The 16,325-nt window shown below is 69.3% G+C and carries 10 protein-coding genes; 4 read left to right on the top strand and 6 right to left on the bottom strand.

What is annotated here, in order from left to right:
- The first annotated feature begins 301 nt into the window (after window positions 1–301).
- From VKG64_08105 to VKG64_08090, 4 genes are all read left to right on the top strand, one after another.
- Entirely contained in the window at window positions 302–1,465 is a 1,164-nt protein-coding gene (locus VKG64_08105; GenBank protein ID HKB25004.1) for an acyl-CoA dehydrogenase family protein, read from the top strand.
- A gap of 40 nt (window positions 1,466–1,505) precedes the next feature.
- Window positions 1,506–2,243 (top strand): endonuclease/exonuclease/phosphatase family protein, encoded by a 738-nt coding sequence (locus VKG64_08100; GenBank protein HKB25003.1) that lies wholly within the window; start codon window positions 1,506–1,508, stop codon window positions 2,241–2,243.
- A gap of 182 nt (window positions 2,244–2,425) precedes the next feature.
- Window positions 2,426–2,776: a hypothetical protein gene (locus VKG64_08095; GenBank protein HKB25002.1), complete on the top strand. Its 351-nt coding sequence runs from the start codon at window positions 2,426–2,428 to the stop codon at window positions 2,774–2,776.
- A gap of 39 nt (window positions 2,777–2,815) precedes the next feature.
- Window positions 2,816–3,931: an acyl-CoA desaturase gene (locus tag VKG64_08090; GenBank protein HKB25001.1), complete on the top strand. Its 1,116-nt coding sequence runs from the start codon at window positions 2,816–2,818 to the stop codon at window positions 3,929–3,931.
- On the opposite strand, the gene VKG64_08085 is transcribed toward VKG64_08090, so the two are convergent.
- The 6 genes from VKG64_08085 to VKG64_08060 all read right to left on the bottom strand — a co-directional run.
- Window positions 3,928–12,534 carry a glucoamylase family protein gene (locus tag VKG64_08085; GenBank protein ID HKB25000.1) on the bottom strand — a complete coding sequence of 2,869 codons (8,607 nt, stop codon included), beginning with the start codon at window positions 12,532–12,534 and terminating at the stop codon, window positions 3,928–3,930. The genes VKG64_08090 and VKG64_08085 overlap by 4 nt on opposite strands.
- 132 nt (window positions 12,535–12,666) lie before the next feature.
- On the bottom strand, window positions 12,667–13,065 hold the full coding sequence (locus VKG64_08080) for a type II toxin-antitoxin system VapC family toxin (protein ID HKB24999.1): 399 nt from the start codon (window positions 13,063–13,065) through the stop codon (window positions 12,667–12,669).
- Between the two features lie 432 nt (window positions 13,066–13,497).
- Window positions 13,498–14,073: a phosphatase PAP2 family protein gene (locus VKG64_08075; protein ID HKB24998.1), complete on the bottom strand. Its 576-nt coding sequence runs from the start codon at window positions 14,071–14,073 to the stop codon at window positions 13,498–13,500.
- Window positions 14,074–14,080: 7 nt separating this feature from the next.
- Entirely contained in the window at window positions 14,081–14,929 is an 849-nt protein-coding gene (locus VKG64_08070) for an iron chelate uptake ABC transporter family permease subunit (protein HKB24997.1), read from the bottom strand.
- 1 nt (window position 14,930) lies between these two features.
- Window positions 14,931–15,851, bottom strand: a complete 921-nt coding sequence (locus VKG64_08065) for a metal ABC transporter substrate-binding protein (GenBank protein ID HKB24996.1) — start codon at window positions 15,849–15,851, stop codon at window positions 14,931–14,933.
- 16 nt (window positions 15,852–15,867) lie between these two features.
- Window positions 15,868–16,325 (bottom strand): hypothetical protein (locus tag VKG64_08060; protein HKB24995.1); only part of this gene is annotated, 458 nt, incomplete at its 5' end.

Below are 16,325 nucleotides of genomic sequence, written 5' to 3'. Positions count from 1 at the left end.
GCGCTCGAAGCCGATGAAGCCGTTCTGCAGCGCGTGGAGCTCGCGGACGCTCATCGCGCGACATTCTAGCACCCCGCGCTCGGGCTCGGCGGGGCGCGGCGGGCTCGCCTTCTTCGACCACGCTATTCGCTACCCGCAGGGGCAACTCGCGAAAGCGCAACGTCCGGTCAACCCCCAGCAGCTACGGGTCTCAGAAGGCGAGTCCGCCGCGCCCCGCGAGCTCACACGCCGAAGCCAGGGGTCGCGGAAGGGGAGCCGCAGCCCCACCTCCGAACCCGGCTCATGGGCTACAATGCGCCCGATGGACTTCCAGCTCACGGAGCAGCAGGAGCTGATCCGCAAGGAAGTGGCGGCGCTCGCGCGCTCGTTCTCCCTTGACTACTGGCTCGAGAAGGACAAGAAGGCCGAATACCCCTGGGACTGGGTGAAGAAGTTCGCCCAGGCGGGCTGGCTCGGGATGATCATCCCGGAGGAGTACGGCGGCTCGGGGCTCGGCGTCACCGAGGCCTCGCTGATGCTCCACGAGATCTGCGCGGCCGGCGCCGGGACGTCCGGCGCCTCGCCGATCCACTTCTACCTGTTCCCGCCGATGCCGCTCATCAAGCACGGGTCGGAGGCGCTCAAGCGGACGTACCTGCCGCGGATCGCGACGGGCGAGATCGTCATGTCGTTCGGCGTCACCGAGCCGAACGCGGGGACCGACACCTCGCGCATCCAGACCCGCGCCGAGCGGACGGGCGGCCGCTACGTCGTCAACGGCCGCAAGGTCTGGAACACGAACGCGCGCCAGGCGACCCACATCCTGCTGCTCGCGCGCACCGCGCCGCGCGATCCGGCGAAGCCCTTCGGCGGGCTGACGCTCTTCTTCACCGCGTTCGACCGCGCGAAGATCACCGTGCGCGAGATCGAGAAGCTCGGCCGCGCGGCGGTGGACTCGAACGAGATCTTCATCGACGGCCTCGAGATCCCCGAGGCGGACGTCGTCGGCCAGCCGGACCGCGGCTTCTACCACCTCCTCGACTCGCTGAACCCCGAGCGCATCTTCACCGGCATCGAGGCGGTCGGCATCGGGCGCGCGGCGCTCGAGCGCGCCGTCCAGTACGCCAAGGAGCGCGTCGTCTTCGACCGGCCGATCGGCCAGAACCAGGCGATCGCCCATCCGCTCGCGCTCGCGTGGGCGAAGCTCGAGACGGCGGAGCTCATGTGCCTGAAGGCCGCGTGGCTCTTCGACGGCGGCCGGCCCTGCGGCGCCGAGGCGAACACGGCGAAGCTCATGGCCGCCGACGCGGGCTTCGAGGCGTGCGACGCGGCGCTCCAGACCCACGGCGGCTACGGCTACGCCAAGGAGTTCCACGTCGAGCGGCTCTGGCGCGAGATCCGCCTCTACAAGATCGCGCCGGTCTCCCAGCAGATGGTGCTCAACTATCTCTCGGAGCACGTGCTGGGCCTGCCGAAGAGCTACTGAGAGCTCTCGCGGGACGTCGCCCCGGTCGGTCCGGGCCGCCATGCGAATCGTCTCTTGGAACATCCGGGCCGGCGGCGGCAGTCGGGTCGCGGGCATCACCCGCCAGCTCGAGGCCTGGGCCCCGGACGTCGTGGCGTTGTGCGAATTCCGCGCGACCCCGCCGAGCGTCGAGCTGTCGCGCGCGCTGGCCGCCGCGGGGCTCGCGCATCAATGCACGACGGCCGATCCCGCGCGGCCCGGCGTCAACCGTCTGCTCGTCGCCGCGCGCTGGCCGCTGCGCCGTGTCCGCCTGGGCGCAGAGCCGGACGAGCCGGGCCGGTGGCTGCTGGCCGCCGTCGAGGCGCCGCGCTCGCTGATGCTGGGCGCGATGCACGTCCCGAACCGCGCGACCGGCCGGAAGGACGTGTTCTATTCGGCGGTGCTCGGGGTGCTCGGCCGCTGGCGGCGCGGTCCGGCGCTGGTGCTCGGTGACACGAACTCCGGCCTCCCGGACATCGACGAGGAGACCCCGGTGTTCGGACCGCGAGAAGCGGCCTGGCTCACGACGCTCGAGCGCCTGGGATGGCTCGACGCGTTCAGGCTCGTGCGCGGCAGGACGCGCGCGTACACCTGGTACTCGCCGAACCGGGGCAACGGCTTTCGGATCGACCAGGCCTTCGTCAATCATGCCCTGCGCCCGCGTCTCCGCGACGTCCGGCACGCGTGGGGCCGGCGACCGCGACGGCGGACGAGTCCCCTCAGTGACCACGCGGCGCTGCTGCTCGATCTCGACGGCTGACGGCGGGTCCCGTTGCTCGATCTCTCGGCAGGCGGTCGAGCTAGTGGACCGTGGTCCTACTGCTGTCGAGAGCGTGGGAGCCACTTGACGCAGCGCCTGTTTGGGAAGATCCTCGGGTGCATCGATCGACTCGCGTGGCGTCCGACGTGATATCGGGAATCCCGGTACAGGAGGTCTTGTCAATGAAGCTAGAGACTGCCGCGAAGGTTAAGTATGGAGTTTGGGGCCTTATTTGTGGGGCGGTCATCGCAATGATCGTCGGCTTTGCGTGGGGTGGCTGGACAACCTCCGGCACGACCCAGACGATGAGCAAAGAGGCGGTCTTGGCGAGTCAGGCGGCGATCTGCGTCGCCCAATTTATGAAGCAACCGAACCATGAAAAGAAACTTAAAGAACTCGGGGAAGTAAGCAGCTGGCAGAGAGCCGAAGTCATTGAAAAAGGCGGCTGGGATAAGATGCCGGGGCAACAAAAGGCTGGCTATGCTGTAGCGCGAGCATGCGCCGATGGGCTCGACCTTCTTATCAAGAAATGAGATCGCTACGGCGCCCGACATCGATTAAACTGGAACAGAATGTCCGTCCTGATCGCCCGGCCGCGGCAGCAGCCGAAATTTGCGAACGACAACGCCTTCCAGCTCGAGCTGCGGCGTCGGGTCGAGGAGTATTTCCGAACCACCGGTCGCCGGCCACGCGACTGCTGGCAGATGTACTTGAAGACGGCCATCCTCCTCGCCGGGTTCGCGGTGCTGTATACGCTGCTGGTCTTCGTGGACCAGACGTGGTGGCAGGGCCTCCTGCTGGCCGTGCTGCTCGGCCTCTCGGCGGCCGGGATTGGCTTCAATATCCAGCACGACGGTGGCCATCAGGCCTATTCCAATCATCCCTGGGTCAACAAACTCACGGCGATGACGCTGGAGTTGATCGGCGGGAGCTCTCACCTGTGGCGGTGGAAGCACGTCGTCCTGCATCACACATATGTCAATCTCACGGGCCATGACACCGACATCGATGTCGGGCTCCTCGCCCGGCTGACCCCGCATCAACGGCGTCTCCCGTATCACCGGTGGCAGCACCTCTACCTCTGGCCGCTGTACGGGTTGCTGGCCATCAAGTGGCAGCTTCTCGACGATTTCCGGAAGCTCATCAGCGGTCGCATCAGCAATCAGCCGTTCCCGACCCCGAAAGGCCGGGAGCTGGTGACCTTCATAGCCGGCAAAGCGGTCTTCTTCACCATGGCCTTCGGGATCCCGCTGCTGTTCCACTCCATCGGGGTCGTCTTGCTCTACTACGTGGTCGCCGGGCTGGTGGCGGGTATGACCCTCAGTGTGGTGTTTCAGCTCGCCCATTGCGTGGAAGAGGCGGAGTTTCCGCTGCCCGGGGAGGAAACTGGGCGCGTCGAGCACGCGTGGGCCATCCATCAGGCGGAGACTACCGTGGACTTCGCGCGGCGGGGCCGAGTTGTCGGATGGCTCATCGGCGGCTTGAATTTCCAGATCGAGCACCACCTCTTCCCCCGGCTGTGCCACGTCAATTACCCTGCGATCTCGAGACTCGTGGAAGAGACCTGTCGAGAGTTCGGGATCAAGTACACGGAGCACAGGTCATTCCGGGCGGGTCTGGCGTCGCATTTCCGGTGGTTGCGGCGGATGGGGATGCCAACGACGAGGTCTGATGTGACGGCGAACTAGCCGAGAACGATCCGGATCCGGTGTCTCTTCTGGTCATCGGCGAGCGGGATACTCGCCTGGCCGTCGTACGGCACGCCATCGACCTCCACGGACGACACTCCCCGAGTCACGCCCTGCGGGTTCTCGACGACGATGTCGTAGCGCGTAGAGTCATAGCGGAACGCGATGGTGAAGCCCTGCCACGCACGCGGGATACAAGGATCGACCACGAGCCGCTTGCCACGTAACCGGAATCCGAGAATCCACTCGAGGCCGGCTCGATACATCCACCCCGCGGACCCCGTGTACCACGTCCAGCCCCCGCGGCCGACGTGCGGGGGTTCGGCATAGACGTCCCCGGCGAGGACGTAGGGCTCGACCTTGTAGCGGTGAATGCCGGCCGGCGTGCTGGTGTGGTTGATCGGGTTCAGGATCGCGAAGAGCTCGGCGGCCCTGTCTCCGTCACCGAGCGTGGCGAAGGCGATGACCGACCAGAGCGCTGCGTGGGTGTATTGGCCGCCGTTCTCTCGGACGCCCGGCAGATACCCTCTGATGTAGCCGGGCTCCAGGAGGGTGCGGTCGAACGGCGGCGCCAGGAGCAACACGAGGCCGGCATCCCGGCGGACGAGGTATTCCTCGACCGCCGCCATGGCGCGCCGTCCCCGAGCCGCCTCGGCGGCTCCCGAGATCACGCCCCACGATTGGGCGATCGAATCGATGCGGCAGGCGTCGTTGGCCGCGGATCCGAGCGGCGTGCCGTCGTCGAAGTACGCGCGCCGATACCACTCGCCGTCCCAGGCCTCTCGTTCGAGCGATTCTTTCAGCGCGCCGGCGTGCCAGCGCCACGTCGTCGCGCGCTTCCCCTCCCCGCGCGCGTCGGCCAGCTCCGCCCACTCCCTCAGGATCGTCTGAAGGAACCAGCCGAGCCAGACGCTCTCCCCCTTCCCCTCGGCGCCCACGAGGTTCATCCCGTCGTTCCAGTCCCCGGTCCCCATCAACGGGAGACCGTGGCTCCCGACCGACAGGCTGCGGTCGAGCGCGCGGGCGCAGTGCTCGAACAGCGTGCCCCGCTCTCCGGACACGCGCGGCTCGAAATACGACTCGGACTGCCCGGCGGCGAGGAGCGGCCCCGCGAGGAACGGAACGATCTCGTCGAGGAGGCCCGCGTCCTCGGTAACCTCGAGATACCGGAGAACCACGTACGGAAGCCAGAGCAGATCGTCGGAGATGCGCGTCCGAACGCCGCGACCTGTCAGCGGGTGCCACCAGTGCTGGACGTCGCCCTCGACGAACTGCCGCGCGGCGGCCCGAAGCACGTGCTGACGCGCGAGGTCGCGCCTGGACACCGTGAGGGCCATCACGTCCTGAAGCTGATCGCGAAAGCCGTAGGCGCCGCTGGCCTGATAGAACGCCGACCGCGCCCAGACGCGACAGGCGAGCGTCTGGTAGAGCAGCCAGCGGTTGAGCAGCATGTCCATGGACCGGTCGGGCGTCGTCACCTGGACCGTGCCGAGCACGTCGTCCCAGCGCTCCGCGACGGCCCGCAGGGCCCCATCGAGGTCGGCCGTCCGGTACCGCGCGATCAATCCCCTCGCCTCTTCCCGGGTCGCCGTCTCGCCGAGGAGGAACACGACCTCGGCAAGTCCGCCGGCCGGCAGCTCGACGCTCGCCTGGAGGGCGCCGCACGGGTCGAGGCCGGCGCCGACCCGTCCCGAGAGCCGGGCTCCTCGCTCGAGCGCCGCCGGGCGCTCGGGCGTGCCGTGACGCCCGAGGAATTCCGTCCGGTCACCCGTCCACGCCGTCTGAGCCCCGCGCAGGTCGGCGAACGCCACGCGCGTGCCGAAGTCACTGCTCCAGCCGTTGCGCGCGAGCATCGCGCCGGTATCCGGATCGATCTCGGTGACGGTGAACGGTGCGGCGGCGCTCCGTGACGCGCCGAGGACCCATTCGACATACGCGGTCACGGACAGTCGTCGTGACCGGCCCGACTGGTTCTTCAGCGTGAGGCGGGAGACCTTGATCGGGTCGTCGAGCGGCACGAACTGCAGCAGCTCGAGCGAGACACCGTGGGAGACGCGTTCGAACCGACTGTAGCCTTGCCCGTGGCGGGCCACGTAGGCTCCGGTCTCCTCGCGAATCGGGAGCGCCGTCGGGCCCCACAGCTCGCCACTCTCTTCATCCCGGATGTAGATCGTTTCGCCCGGCGGGTCGCTCACCGGATCGTTCGACCACGCGGTCAGCTGGCGTTCGTGACTGTTGAGCGACCACGTATAGCCCGAGCCCGACTCGGACACCTGGAAGCCGAAGGCCGGATTCGCGATCACGTTGATCCAGGGCGCCGGCGTCCACTCTCCCTCACCGAGGATGGTCACATACTCCCGTCCCTCCGCCGCAAAGCCGCCCAGGCCGTTGAAGGACTCGAGCGCCGGCCGCGGCGGCGCAACGTCGGCGGGCGGCTTCGTCGCGGCGTGGCGCGGCGGGTGAGCGACCGCAGCGGTCTCGGGTCGCTCCGCGCGCATGACCTGTTCGGCCAGCGTCCCGCGCCGGCTCCACAGCACCGCGCGCGCGGCGGCCTGGAGGACGTCGCGTTGTGACGCCGTCACGCGGTCACCCCGCAAGATGAACACGCTCCCGTGCGGCGCGTGTCCCTCGTGGTGCTCCGCCGACTGGCTCGTCCGGACCAGCGCCTCCAGCAATGCCTGCAGATCCTGAACATAGGACGGGGCCCGCTCGTTCAGGATCACCAGATCGACCGCAAGCCGCTTCAGCCGCCAGTACTCGTGGGCGCGGAGCAGTTGTCGCACGATTCCCACATCGTCGGGCTCGTCGATCCGGACCAGGACGATCGGGATGTCACCCGAAATCCCGTGCGCCCACAGGGCGGCGGGACCGCCCGCGTGGCGCGTCAGCACGCCCGTGGAGGGCCGCAGCGTCCGGTCCGAGTGGAGAATGCGGCCGGCGAGGCTCTGAAAGAGGTGGGCCTCATCGGGCCCGACGCCGAGATGGCGGAGCTGAACCTGGGCCTGGGTCCACGCCAGCGTGGCCACCCGCTCGAAGGTCGCCGGGTCGCGATACTTGTCGGCGAGGTCGACCACCTCCTCGCGCGACGGCGCGACCAGCGTCGAAAAGGTGACGTGGACGCTCGTGCCCGGCGGAAGCCGTACGCGGCGTCGAAGGCTGACGATCGGATCGAGCACCGCGCCGACGGTGTTGGAGAGCGGCCGGCCGTCGATCACCGAGGCCGGTGTCCGGATCCCGCGGCCGCGGCCGAGGAACCGAGCGCGGTCGGTTTCCCATTCTAAGCCGCCGACCGTCTCGCCTTCGACGACCACCACGTGGGCGAGCCAGATCGTCGGCTCGCTGCGCGCCCGCGGCCGGCGCGTCGCGAGGAGAGCGTCCAGCTCGGGGGCATACTCGGTGTGCACGAACAGGTTGGAAAACGCCGGGTGGGCCGCGTCGGCCGACGCCGATGCGAGCACGACTTCGGCATACGACGTCAACTCGATCTCCCGGGTCCGTGTGCCGAGGTTCGTGAGCGAGACGCGCCGAACCTCGGCGTCATCCTCCGGGGACACGATCACCTGGAGGGTGGCCGTGATCGCACGGTCGCGCCGGGTGATTTCTGCTCGATCCTCGGAAAACGTCACGTGATAACTATCCGGCTCGGCTCCGCTCGGCTGGTAACCGGCCGACCAGCTCTCGCCGGTCCCGACGTCGCGCAGGAACACGTACGTCCCCCCGACGTCGCGCGTGACGTCCTCCCGCCAGCGGGTGATCGCCAGCCCGCGCCATCGGCTGTAGCCGGAACCCGCGGCCGTGACCATCACCACGTAGCGCCCGTTGGACAGGAGATGCGTGCGCGGCGTTCCGCTGTGCGGCGAGCTGAAGCGCCGGACGACCGGCGGGACGAACTCGCGGACGTCGGCGGCGGCCTGCACCTCTTCGGCACGAGGCCGGGCGACCGCAACGTCCCGGGGTGTCCGTTCCTGGAGGAGCAGCTCGGTCGCCTGGACGCTCGGCTCGGCGTGAAAGCGGGCGCGCATCACCCCCTCATGGAGGGTATTCGCGAGCGCGACCAGCAGCATTCCCTGATGGTGCGCCATGTAGCTACGGACGATCGCCACGCCCGTGCCCTCCGGGAGCCGGGAAGCCGTGTAGTCGAGGGCCTCGTAGAACCCATACGCACCGCACGCGCCGGCTTCCGCCAGGCGCTGGAAGTTCCTGACGGCGGCCGCCGGATCGATCATCGCCGCCAGCGCCGTCGCATAGGGGGCGATGACGACGTCGTCGCTGAGCCCACGTTGGAGCCCGAGGCCCGGCACACCGAAGTTCGAATACTGGTAGGTCATCTCGAGGTCACGCGCGTTGTAGCCCGACTCCGACACCCCCCACGGCACGCCGCGCTCGGCGCCGTACGCGATCTGACGCCGGACGACGAGCCGGCACGTCTGGTCCAGCAGGCTCCCCGCCGGCGCGCGCATCACCAGCGCGGGCATCAGGTACTCGAACATCGACCCCGACCAGGACACCAGCACCGAGTCCGGGCCCACCGGCGTCAGGGCGCGCCCCAGCCGGAACCAGTGCGAGACGGGGACGTCACCGTTCGCGATCGCGACAAAGCTCGTGAGACGGGCCTCGGAGGCGAGGAGGTCGTAACGCTCGGGGTCGAGACTCCCGTCGGTGACACGGTAGCCGAGCGAGAACAGCTTCCGCATGGGGTCGAAGAGAAAGCCAAAGTCCATGGCGCCGACCATCGTCTCCGCATCCCGGGCGAGGATCGTGAGACGACGGATCAGGGCCCCGGAGGCCGTCGCGGAACGCCCCAGGCCCTGGATGAGGTCGGGCGTGTCGGCCAGCGTCGGAAGGGCGGCGACATGGCCGTCCAGGGGCATCATGATGTCGAGGTCGCGCGTGTGACTCTCGATGGTCGTGCGCAGGGCGTCCGCCCAGACAAGGACGGTCTGCGCGCCCGGATCTTCCTCGACCAGAGCTCGCGCGATCGCCGTCACCGTCTGAGCACGGGCTTCGAGCTCCGCGAGCCGCCCGGCCCACTGGGCCGGCGTGCGGGGAAGCGCCGGGACCGCCGCTGTGACGGCGTCGAGCGCCTCGTCGAGGCGTCGTCGCGTCGCCGCCTGCGTACGCCCGGCGCCCGCCAGGGCGCGCGCCGATTCCCGCACGAGGAGCGCCGCGTCCTCGATCCCGGCGAGCGCCGCCGGACCCAGCACCGGGCGGTCGATCATCTCCCGACAGCCGTGCGCGAGCGCGATCAGATGACCCGCGAGATTCCCGCTGTCCACCGACGACACGTACTTTGGGTCGAGCGCACGGCCGTCTTTTGTGTCGTACCAGTTGTAGATGTGGCCGCGGAAGCGCTCGAGGCCGGTCATCGCCGCGAGCGTCGCCTCGAGTCGCTCGACGACGTCGAGCGTCCCGAGCCAGCCGAAATCGCGAGCGGCGACGGTCGACAGCAGATACAGCCCGATGTTCGTGGGCGAGGTCCGGTGCGCCACGACCGGGTTCGGCTCTTCCTGGAAATTATCGGGAGGCAGGGCGTGCGCTTCGGGGCCGACGAACGTCGTGAAGAACCGCCACGTGCGTCGCGCGATCAATCGCAGGGCTCGCGCATCCCCGGACGACAGCGGTGTGGTCCTCGCGGTGAGCCGGGGGAGGCTGATCCACCGAGCCACCGCGGGCGACGCCGCCCACAGCAGCAGAAAGGGCAGCGCGACGGACCAGGCCTCCGCTCGCCCCCACGCGACGACGGCCGCCGCAGCCACGGCGAGCGTGACGCCACCACCCATGCGCCGGTAGAAGCCAGGGAGATCCAGCCGGAGACCGGCCTTCGCCTGTGCCGCGGTCACCCACTCCAGCAGCTTGCAATGCGTCACGTACACGCGGACGAGCGTCCGCACGATCGCATCGCTCATCAGCCAGGCCTGGTGCGCGAGCATCGTGATCACGAACGCCGTCTGTGACGCGGCCAACTCGAGGTCCCGGCCGATCGCGCGAGTGTAGCTCCGCTTCGAGATGCCACGCCGTCGAGGAATGACCGCGGTGAGGATCGGCACGAGCGTGGGAAGCGCGATCGTCGCGAGGACGAACGCGGTCCACACCACGGGCGACGCGGCCGGCAGCGTCCACCCGACCACCAGTGTCAGAAAGGTGGCCGGCGCGGACAGCGTGCGGCGCAGGTTATCCACCATCTTCCAGCGCCCGATCAACGGAATCGGAAGGTGGGATCCGTACCCGACGATCCACGGGAGCAGTTGCCAGTCGCCGCGCGCCCATCGGTGCTGGCGGGCGGCGGCGACCCCGTAATGTGATGGCGCACGCTCGAACAGTTCGATATCGGTGACCAGGCCGGCACGCGCGAAGAGCCCCTCGAAGAGATCGTGGCTCAACAGCGCGTTCTCCGGCACCCGTCCCGCCAGGGCCGCCTCGAACGCGTCCACGTCGTAGATCCCCTTGCCGGTGTATGAGCCCTCCCCGAAGAGGTCCTGATAGACGTCGGACACCGCCGCCGCATACGGGTCGATACCGGACGGACCCGACGAGAGGCGCTGGAAGAAGGAGCTCTCGCCGGCGGGCAGGGGCGGCGTCACCCGCGGTTGAAGGACGGCGTACCCTTCGACGACGCGCCCGGTGCCGGGATCGAATCGCGGCCGATTGAGGGGATGCGCCATCGTCCCGACCAGACGATTGACGGCTCCTCTGGGCAGCCGCGTATCGGCGTCGAGCGTGATGACGTACCGGACGTCGGGGGGCGCGACGGGCGCTGCGCCGGCCCCCGACAGAAAGCTGGTGTCCGTGGCGCCTCGAAGGAGACGATTCAGCTCATGGAGCTTCCCGCGCTTTCGTTCCCATCCCATCCACGTCTGCTCGCTCTCATTCCAGAGCCGCCGGCGGTGGAAGAGGAGGAATCGCTGGCCGCCATCCAGGGCATCGCCATAGCGCGTGTTCAGACGCCCGATCCCCTCGCGCGCCGCTGCCAGAGTCTCCTCGTCACCGGGCACGCTCTCCGTGGGCGCATCCGTCCAGTCGGACAGAAGCGCGAAACGAACGTCGCCGTCCGAATTCGCCAGGTAATGCACTTCCAGCCGCTCGAGCAGCTCGGCGACCTCGGTGCGATCGGTCAAGAGGGCGGGCACGACGACCAGCGTCCGCAGACTCGCGGGCACGCCGTCGCGCAGCTCGAGCCGAGGCAACACCCTCGGCGGGAGCAGCACCGGGACCCACCGATTCAGGAGCGCGATCACGAGGTCCGAGGCGGGAACCGCGGCCAGAAGCCCGAGCAGGATCAGGCTCGCCGGTATCGTCCCCGAGGCACCGACCGTGAGGAGAGGCAGCGCGAGCGTGAGCCCAGTGAGAACGACGATGGTTCCGAGGTACCCGGGCGTCGCCGACGCGACGTACGCGCGAAACACCCGGCGCGTCGCGGGAGGCCGGAAGCCGATCGCCAGCTCGAGGGCCGTGCGCCCGGCCGCGATGAGATAGTAGCCGGGGTCATCTCGACGGGCGTCGTGGTGGTCGTCGGCCCTCCCGGCCCCGAGTCCGGTGCGCGTCGCGAGGAGCACGGCTTCCCGGGCGACGTCGAGTTCGGACCGGCCCGAGCCCCGGGCGAGCTCTTCGATCGCGTGCCGGTAGCGGTCGCGGGTCGAGAAGTCCATCGCCGCATAGGTGGTGCCCACGCGAAGCACCTCGTCGACCAGGCTGACACTCTCGAAGAATTCGGTCCAGTCGAGCGCGGACATCAGACGCATGCTCGTGATGATGTTCCGGACGGTGACGTTCATCGCGGCCTGCCGCTGATGCTCGACCCGGACGATGTCGTCGGATGTCGTTCCCTGGGCCGCCAAGCGTCCGTCCAGCCAGAGCAGCGCCGGGGTGACCGTCGGGTCCTGATCGCGCAGCCGCTGGATGAGCTGGACCGCAAACGCCGTCACCAACGGGGCATGCTCGAACGCGTGGAGGGCCATCGCCATCGGCTTCACGGGTTGGCCGCCGAGTCCGAGGAGGTCGTCCGCCAGCGCGTCGGCTTGCTGGCACGCCGCTCGCCCGCGGACGATCGCCTCCGCCAGGCGTCGAAGATTCTCGACGAGCACGACCCGCAGGGTGATCGCGACCGCCCAGAGCTCACCGATGGTCAGGGGCTGGACGCGCTGGTACGCGTGCACGAACCGACGGAGCGTTTCCGGGTCGAACCGGCTGTCCGTATGCGCGACGAAGGCCCAGGCGATTCCGTAGACGCGCGGATAGCCCGCGAGGGGCCCCTCGGCCAGCTTGGACAGCTGCCGATAGAAGCCGGCCGGCAGGTCATCTCGGATCTCGCGGAGCTGCTCGTCGACGATGTGGAAGTTGTCGACCAACCACTCCGCCGCCGGCGTAATCGCGCGGTCCTCCCGGATGGCCCTGGCGATCGCCCGGTACGCCTCGCGCAGCACGCGTCCGTTGTCCTCGACGCGCGGCAACAGTCGGCGGCCCTTCTCCGACTCGCTCATGACATGCTGGGCCGCGGCCAGGCTCTCGGCGTGCTGTTCGAGGCGCTCGACGCCGAAGAGCTCCGCGCGGATCGGCTCTTCGAACGGCTGTGGTGCAAACTCCGCAGCAGGGTGGGCGCTGGGCATTACCGGCTCAGAGGCGAAGGAATTCGCCAGCCTCTTCCATGAAGAGAAATCGAGTATACAGGATGTACTTGAAGACGACCATCCTCGCGGAGCACGTGCCGGGCCTGCCGACGAGCTGCTGAGCGCGGGCCGTCAGGCGGGCGCCAGCACCTCGACGTGTGCGCGCCTTGCCGCCGCCGCAAGCCGACGGTCGTACGTCACCAGGCCCGCCAGATCCCCGTGAAGGGTCAACACGGTCGCCAGGTGGATCGCGTCCAGAGTCCTCAGCATCGGTGGGTCCAGACCTGCGGCCGTCGCCAGCGTCCGACGGTCGACATCGATCAGGGCGACGCGGGCCAGGACCTCGCGCGCCCGGCGGCGCTCGACGGCGCCGAATCCAGCGCCACGCAGAGCCCGCGGCACCTCGGTGAGGGCGAGCGCGCTGGACACGCGATCCGCGTGCTCTCGGAGAAGCTCGACGAGCGCCGGTGTTTCCGGCTCCCTGACGACGAGCTTCACCAGGGCCGACGAGTCCAGGTAGACGAGGCTCACGCGCGCTCTGCTCGGAGTCTCGCGAGGGCACGGCTGGCGCGGCGAGAGGGTCGCCTCCGCCGTGGCGGGCCGAGATCGAGGAGGTCTCCGGTCGCCGCCGTCGCTCGTCCCGCGGCGACGAGGCGGTCGAGCGCCGTTGCCGTGGCGCCGGCCGGGACCAGCACGGCGACGCGATGTCCCCGCTCATTCACGTCCAGGATCTTGCCCGCCTTGACCCGCCTCAAGTAGACGCTCAGATTCTGTCTCAACTCCCGCACGCCGACGGCGTCCCGGCGGTATCGCATGTAGCACATCGTAGCACAAGCAGGTTCTTTGGGGTGCGCGGGGGGGTGGCGGCCGTCCTCTGAACGGCGCCATGAGGCGCATCCAGTAATCGAGGTCTGGGGATTCCCCCAGGGGTGAGGGCTAGCTAGCCCGGAGACCAGGACGGGATCAGGAGGCTCGGCGCCGGTCGATGAGCGCCGCGGCGGACGCCAGCGCCGCGCCGAGGGCGATCCCGCCGGCCGCGTCGGTCGGCCAGTGTGCCCGTAGCGTGACGCGTGCCACGGCGACAAGCACGATCACGACCACCGCCACGACGCTCACGAGACGCCGCGCGGGCCGCGGCAGTCCCTGGGCGAGATGGATCAGCGCGCCAAAGAAGGCGGTGGCCGCCGTCGCGTGGCCGCTCGGGAAGCCCATCGAGAGGTCCTCAGGACGCGGCCGGCCCACGAGGGTTTTCAGCAGGCCCTCGGTCGCCGGCGCCACGAGCATCAGCCCGATCCAGAGCCACCAGCGCGCGCGCGCGCGGGGCACGGCGAGCACGAGCAGGACCGTCGCGGGGAGCAGCACCTTCCAGCTTCCCGCCCGATTGATCACGCGCATCGCCGCGAGGAGGCCGGGCGAGGCGTGGGCGAGGAGCGCGTCGCGCACGGGCACGTCGACGGCGGTCGTGTCGAGCGTGATCACCGCGAGGGTGAGCAGCGCGAAGCACGCCGCGGCGAGCGCGAGGATCCGGGGCGCGGTCACGGGGACACTATAGCGTGTCCTTCCGGAGCGGCGTCCGCCGCGCGGCGACGAGAAAGACGAGCCACAGCGCGACCAGCGTCAGGCCGAAGGCGCAGACGACCGTCGCGCCCGTCGGCAAGTCGAAAATGGCGGAGGCGGCGATGCCGAGAACGCTCACGAGCGCGCCGACGCCCCAGCCGATCAGGAGTTTGCTCCGTATCGTGGCGCCGAGCATGATCCCGGCGAGCGCGGGCACGATCAGGTACGAGAACACGAGCAGCACGCCGGCGATGCGGACCGAGCTGGTCACGACGACGCCGAACGACGCGTAGAAGAGGAAGTCCCACAGCCGCACCCGCCAGCCCTCGCTGAACGCCGCGGCGGGGTCCGTCGAGATGAGGAAGAACGGCCGGCGGCACAGCCAGTGGAAGACGCCGATCGCCGCGTAGAGCGCGGCGACCTCCACCACCTCGGGGCCCCGGACCGCGAGGAGGTTGCCGACGAGCATCGTCCGCACCTGCTCGGCGCCATGCGGGGACCGGTCGGCGAGGAGCACGGCCGCCGCCGCCGACACCGCGTAGACGACGCCGATCACCGCCTCCTGAGAAACGTGCCGCCGCCGGCTGCGCGTCACTGCGAGCACGAGGGCCCCGAGCAGCGTGGCGGCGAGCCCGCACGCGTACGACTCCCACGTGTCGAGCTCGTAGCCCAGGAAGAACGCCGCGGTGGCGCCGAGGGCCGCGATCTGGGCGAGCGCGATGTCCACGAAGACGACTTCGCGCGCCAGCACGTGGACGCCGAGGTAGGCGTGGATCCCCGTCAGCACGAGGCACATGAGGAAGGGCACCCAGAGGAGGGCGAGGAGCTCGGCGGCCACGTTACCTGAGCGCCTCGGCGAGCGCCTTCACGTTGTACTCGATCGCCGCGAAGTAGTTGTCGGCCCCCTTGACCGCGCCGACGGCCGACGCGAAGACGAACGCACGGGCGCCAGCCTCGCCGGCGATCCGCTCGGCGAGCTTCACGTCGTTCCAGGGCTCGACGAGGATCACCTTCACCCCCTCGGCCTTCATCAGGCGGATCACCTGGACCAGGTGCTGCGGCGAGGGCGGGATGCCGGGCCGGTCCTCGAGCGTCGCGACCTGGACGAGACCGAAGCGGGTGAGGAAGTAGATGACGTCCGGGTGGAAGGCGACGACTTTGGCGCCCTTCACGGGTTCCATCAATTTGATCCAGCGCTCCATCTCGCGGCCGAGCCGCTCGAGGAAATCCTGGCGGTTCTTCTCGAACACCGGGCGGTCGTCGGGTGAGAGGCGGGCGAGGCCGTCCACGATGTTCTGAGTGATGATCGGCGCCAGGCCCGGGTCGAGGGAGAAGTGCGGGTTGCCGAGCGGATGCACGTCACCCATCGAGCGGTCCACCCGCGTCGAGGGGACCTCGAGGAGCGCGATGCCGCGCGAGATCTCGATCCGCCCCGGCGCGCCGCGGACGATCTTCGGGTTGTTCGCGCCGAGGACGGCGACGTCGGCCCACGCGTCGAGCTCGACACCGTTCTCGATGAGCGCGTCGGCCTTGCGGAGCTTCAGCATCATGCTCGGGCGGACCTCGGCCTCGTGGAAGTTCTGGGTGCCCCGGGTGAGGGCGTCGACCTCCACGAGGTCGCCGCCGACGGCCTCGACGAGCGACTTGAGGTCGGGGATGGTGGCCACCACGCGGAGCTTCCGAGCCGCCTGGGCACTCGGGACGAGCAGAGTCAGCGCGAGGAGCAGCGTGACCGCCGCGAACGAACTGGAGCGTCGCATGAGTCGTCTCCCTATCCTAGAACGGGTGGGCGGGATGGGCGCCGAGGATGAACGTGCCCTGGAAGAGGACCTCGTCCACCTTCCTCGCGCTTCCCCCGTTGAGGTCGAAGCCGTCGCGATGGTCGCGGTAGGTGTTCTTGTAGACGAGGCGGAAGCGCAGGAATTCCGACGGCCAGAACGTCACGTAGGGCTCGATCGCCCGCTCGCTCCCGGGACGGTCGGGGAACTGCGTCCAGTCGTAGCGGACGCCTCCCGCCCACCGCCGCCACGGCTGCACCTCGCCCCCGAGGTACCAGCCGAAGCGGTCGCGCTCGCGCTTGTCGAACGTATCGGTTGTTCCGTCGCCGTTCGTGTCGAGCTCGGCATGGACCCGGCGGAGCGCGTAGATGGCCTCGCCGGTGAGCGTGAACAGGGGATGCAGCCAGCCCTCCGGCCGGTACTTGTAGCGCGTCTCCCAGCCGAGGAGCGTGTCGC

The sequence above is a fragment of the Candidatus Methylomirabilota bacterium genome (genome assembly GCA_035260325.1).
Classification (GTDB): Bacteria; Methylomirabilota; Methylomirabilia; order Rokubacteriales; family CSP1-6; genus AR19.
Note: the sequence above shows the minus strand (reverse complement) of the source record. Positions and strands in the feature narration are given on the sequence as shown.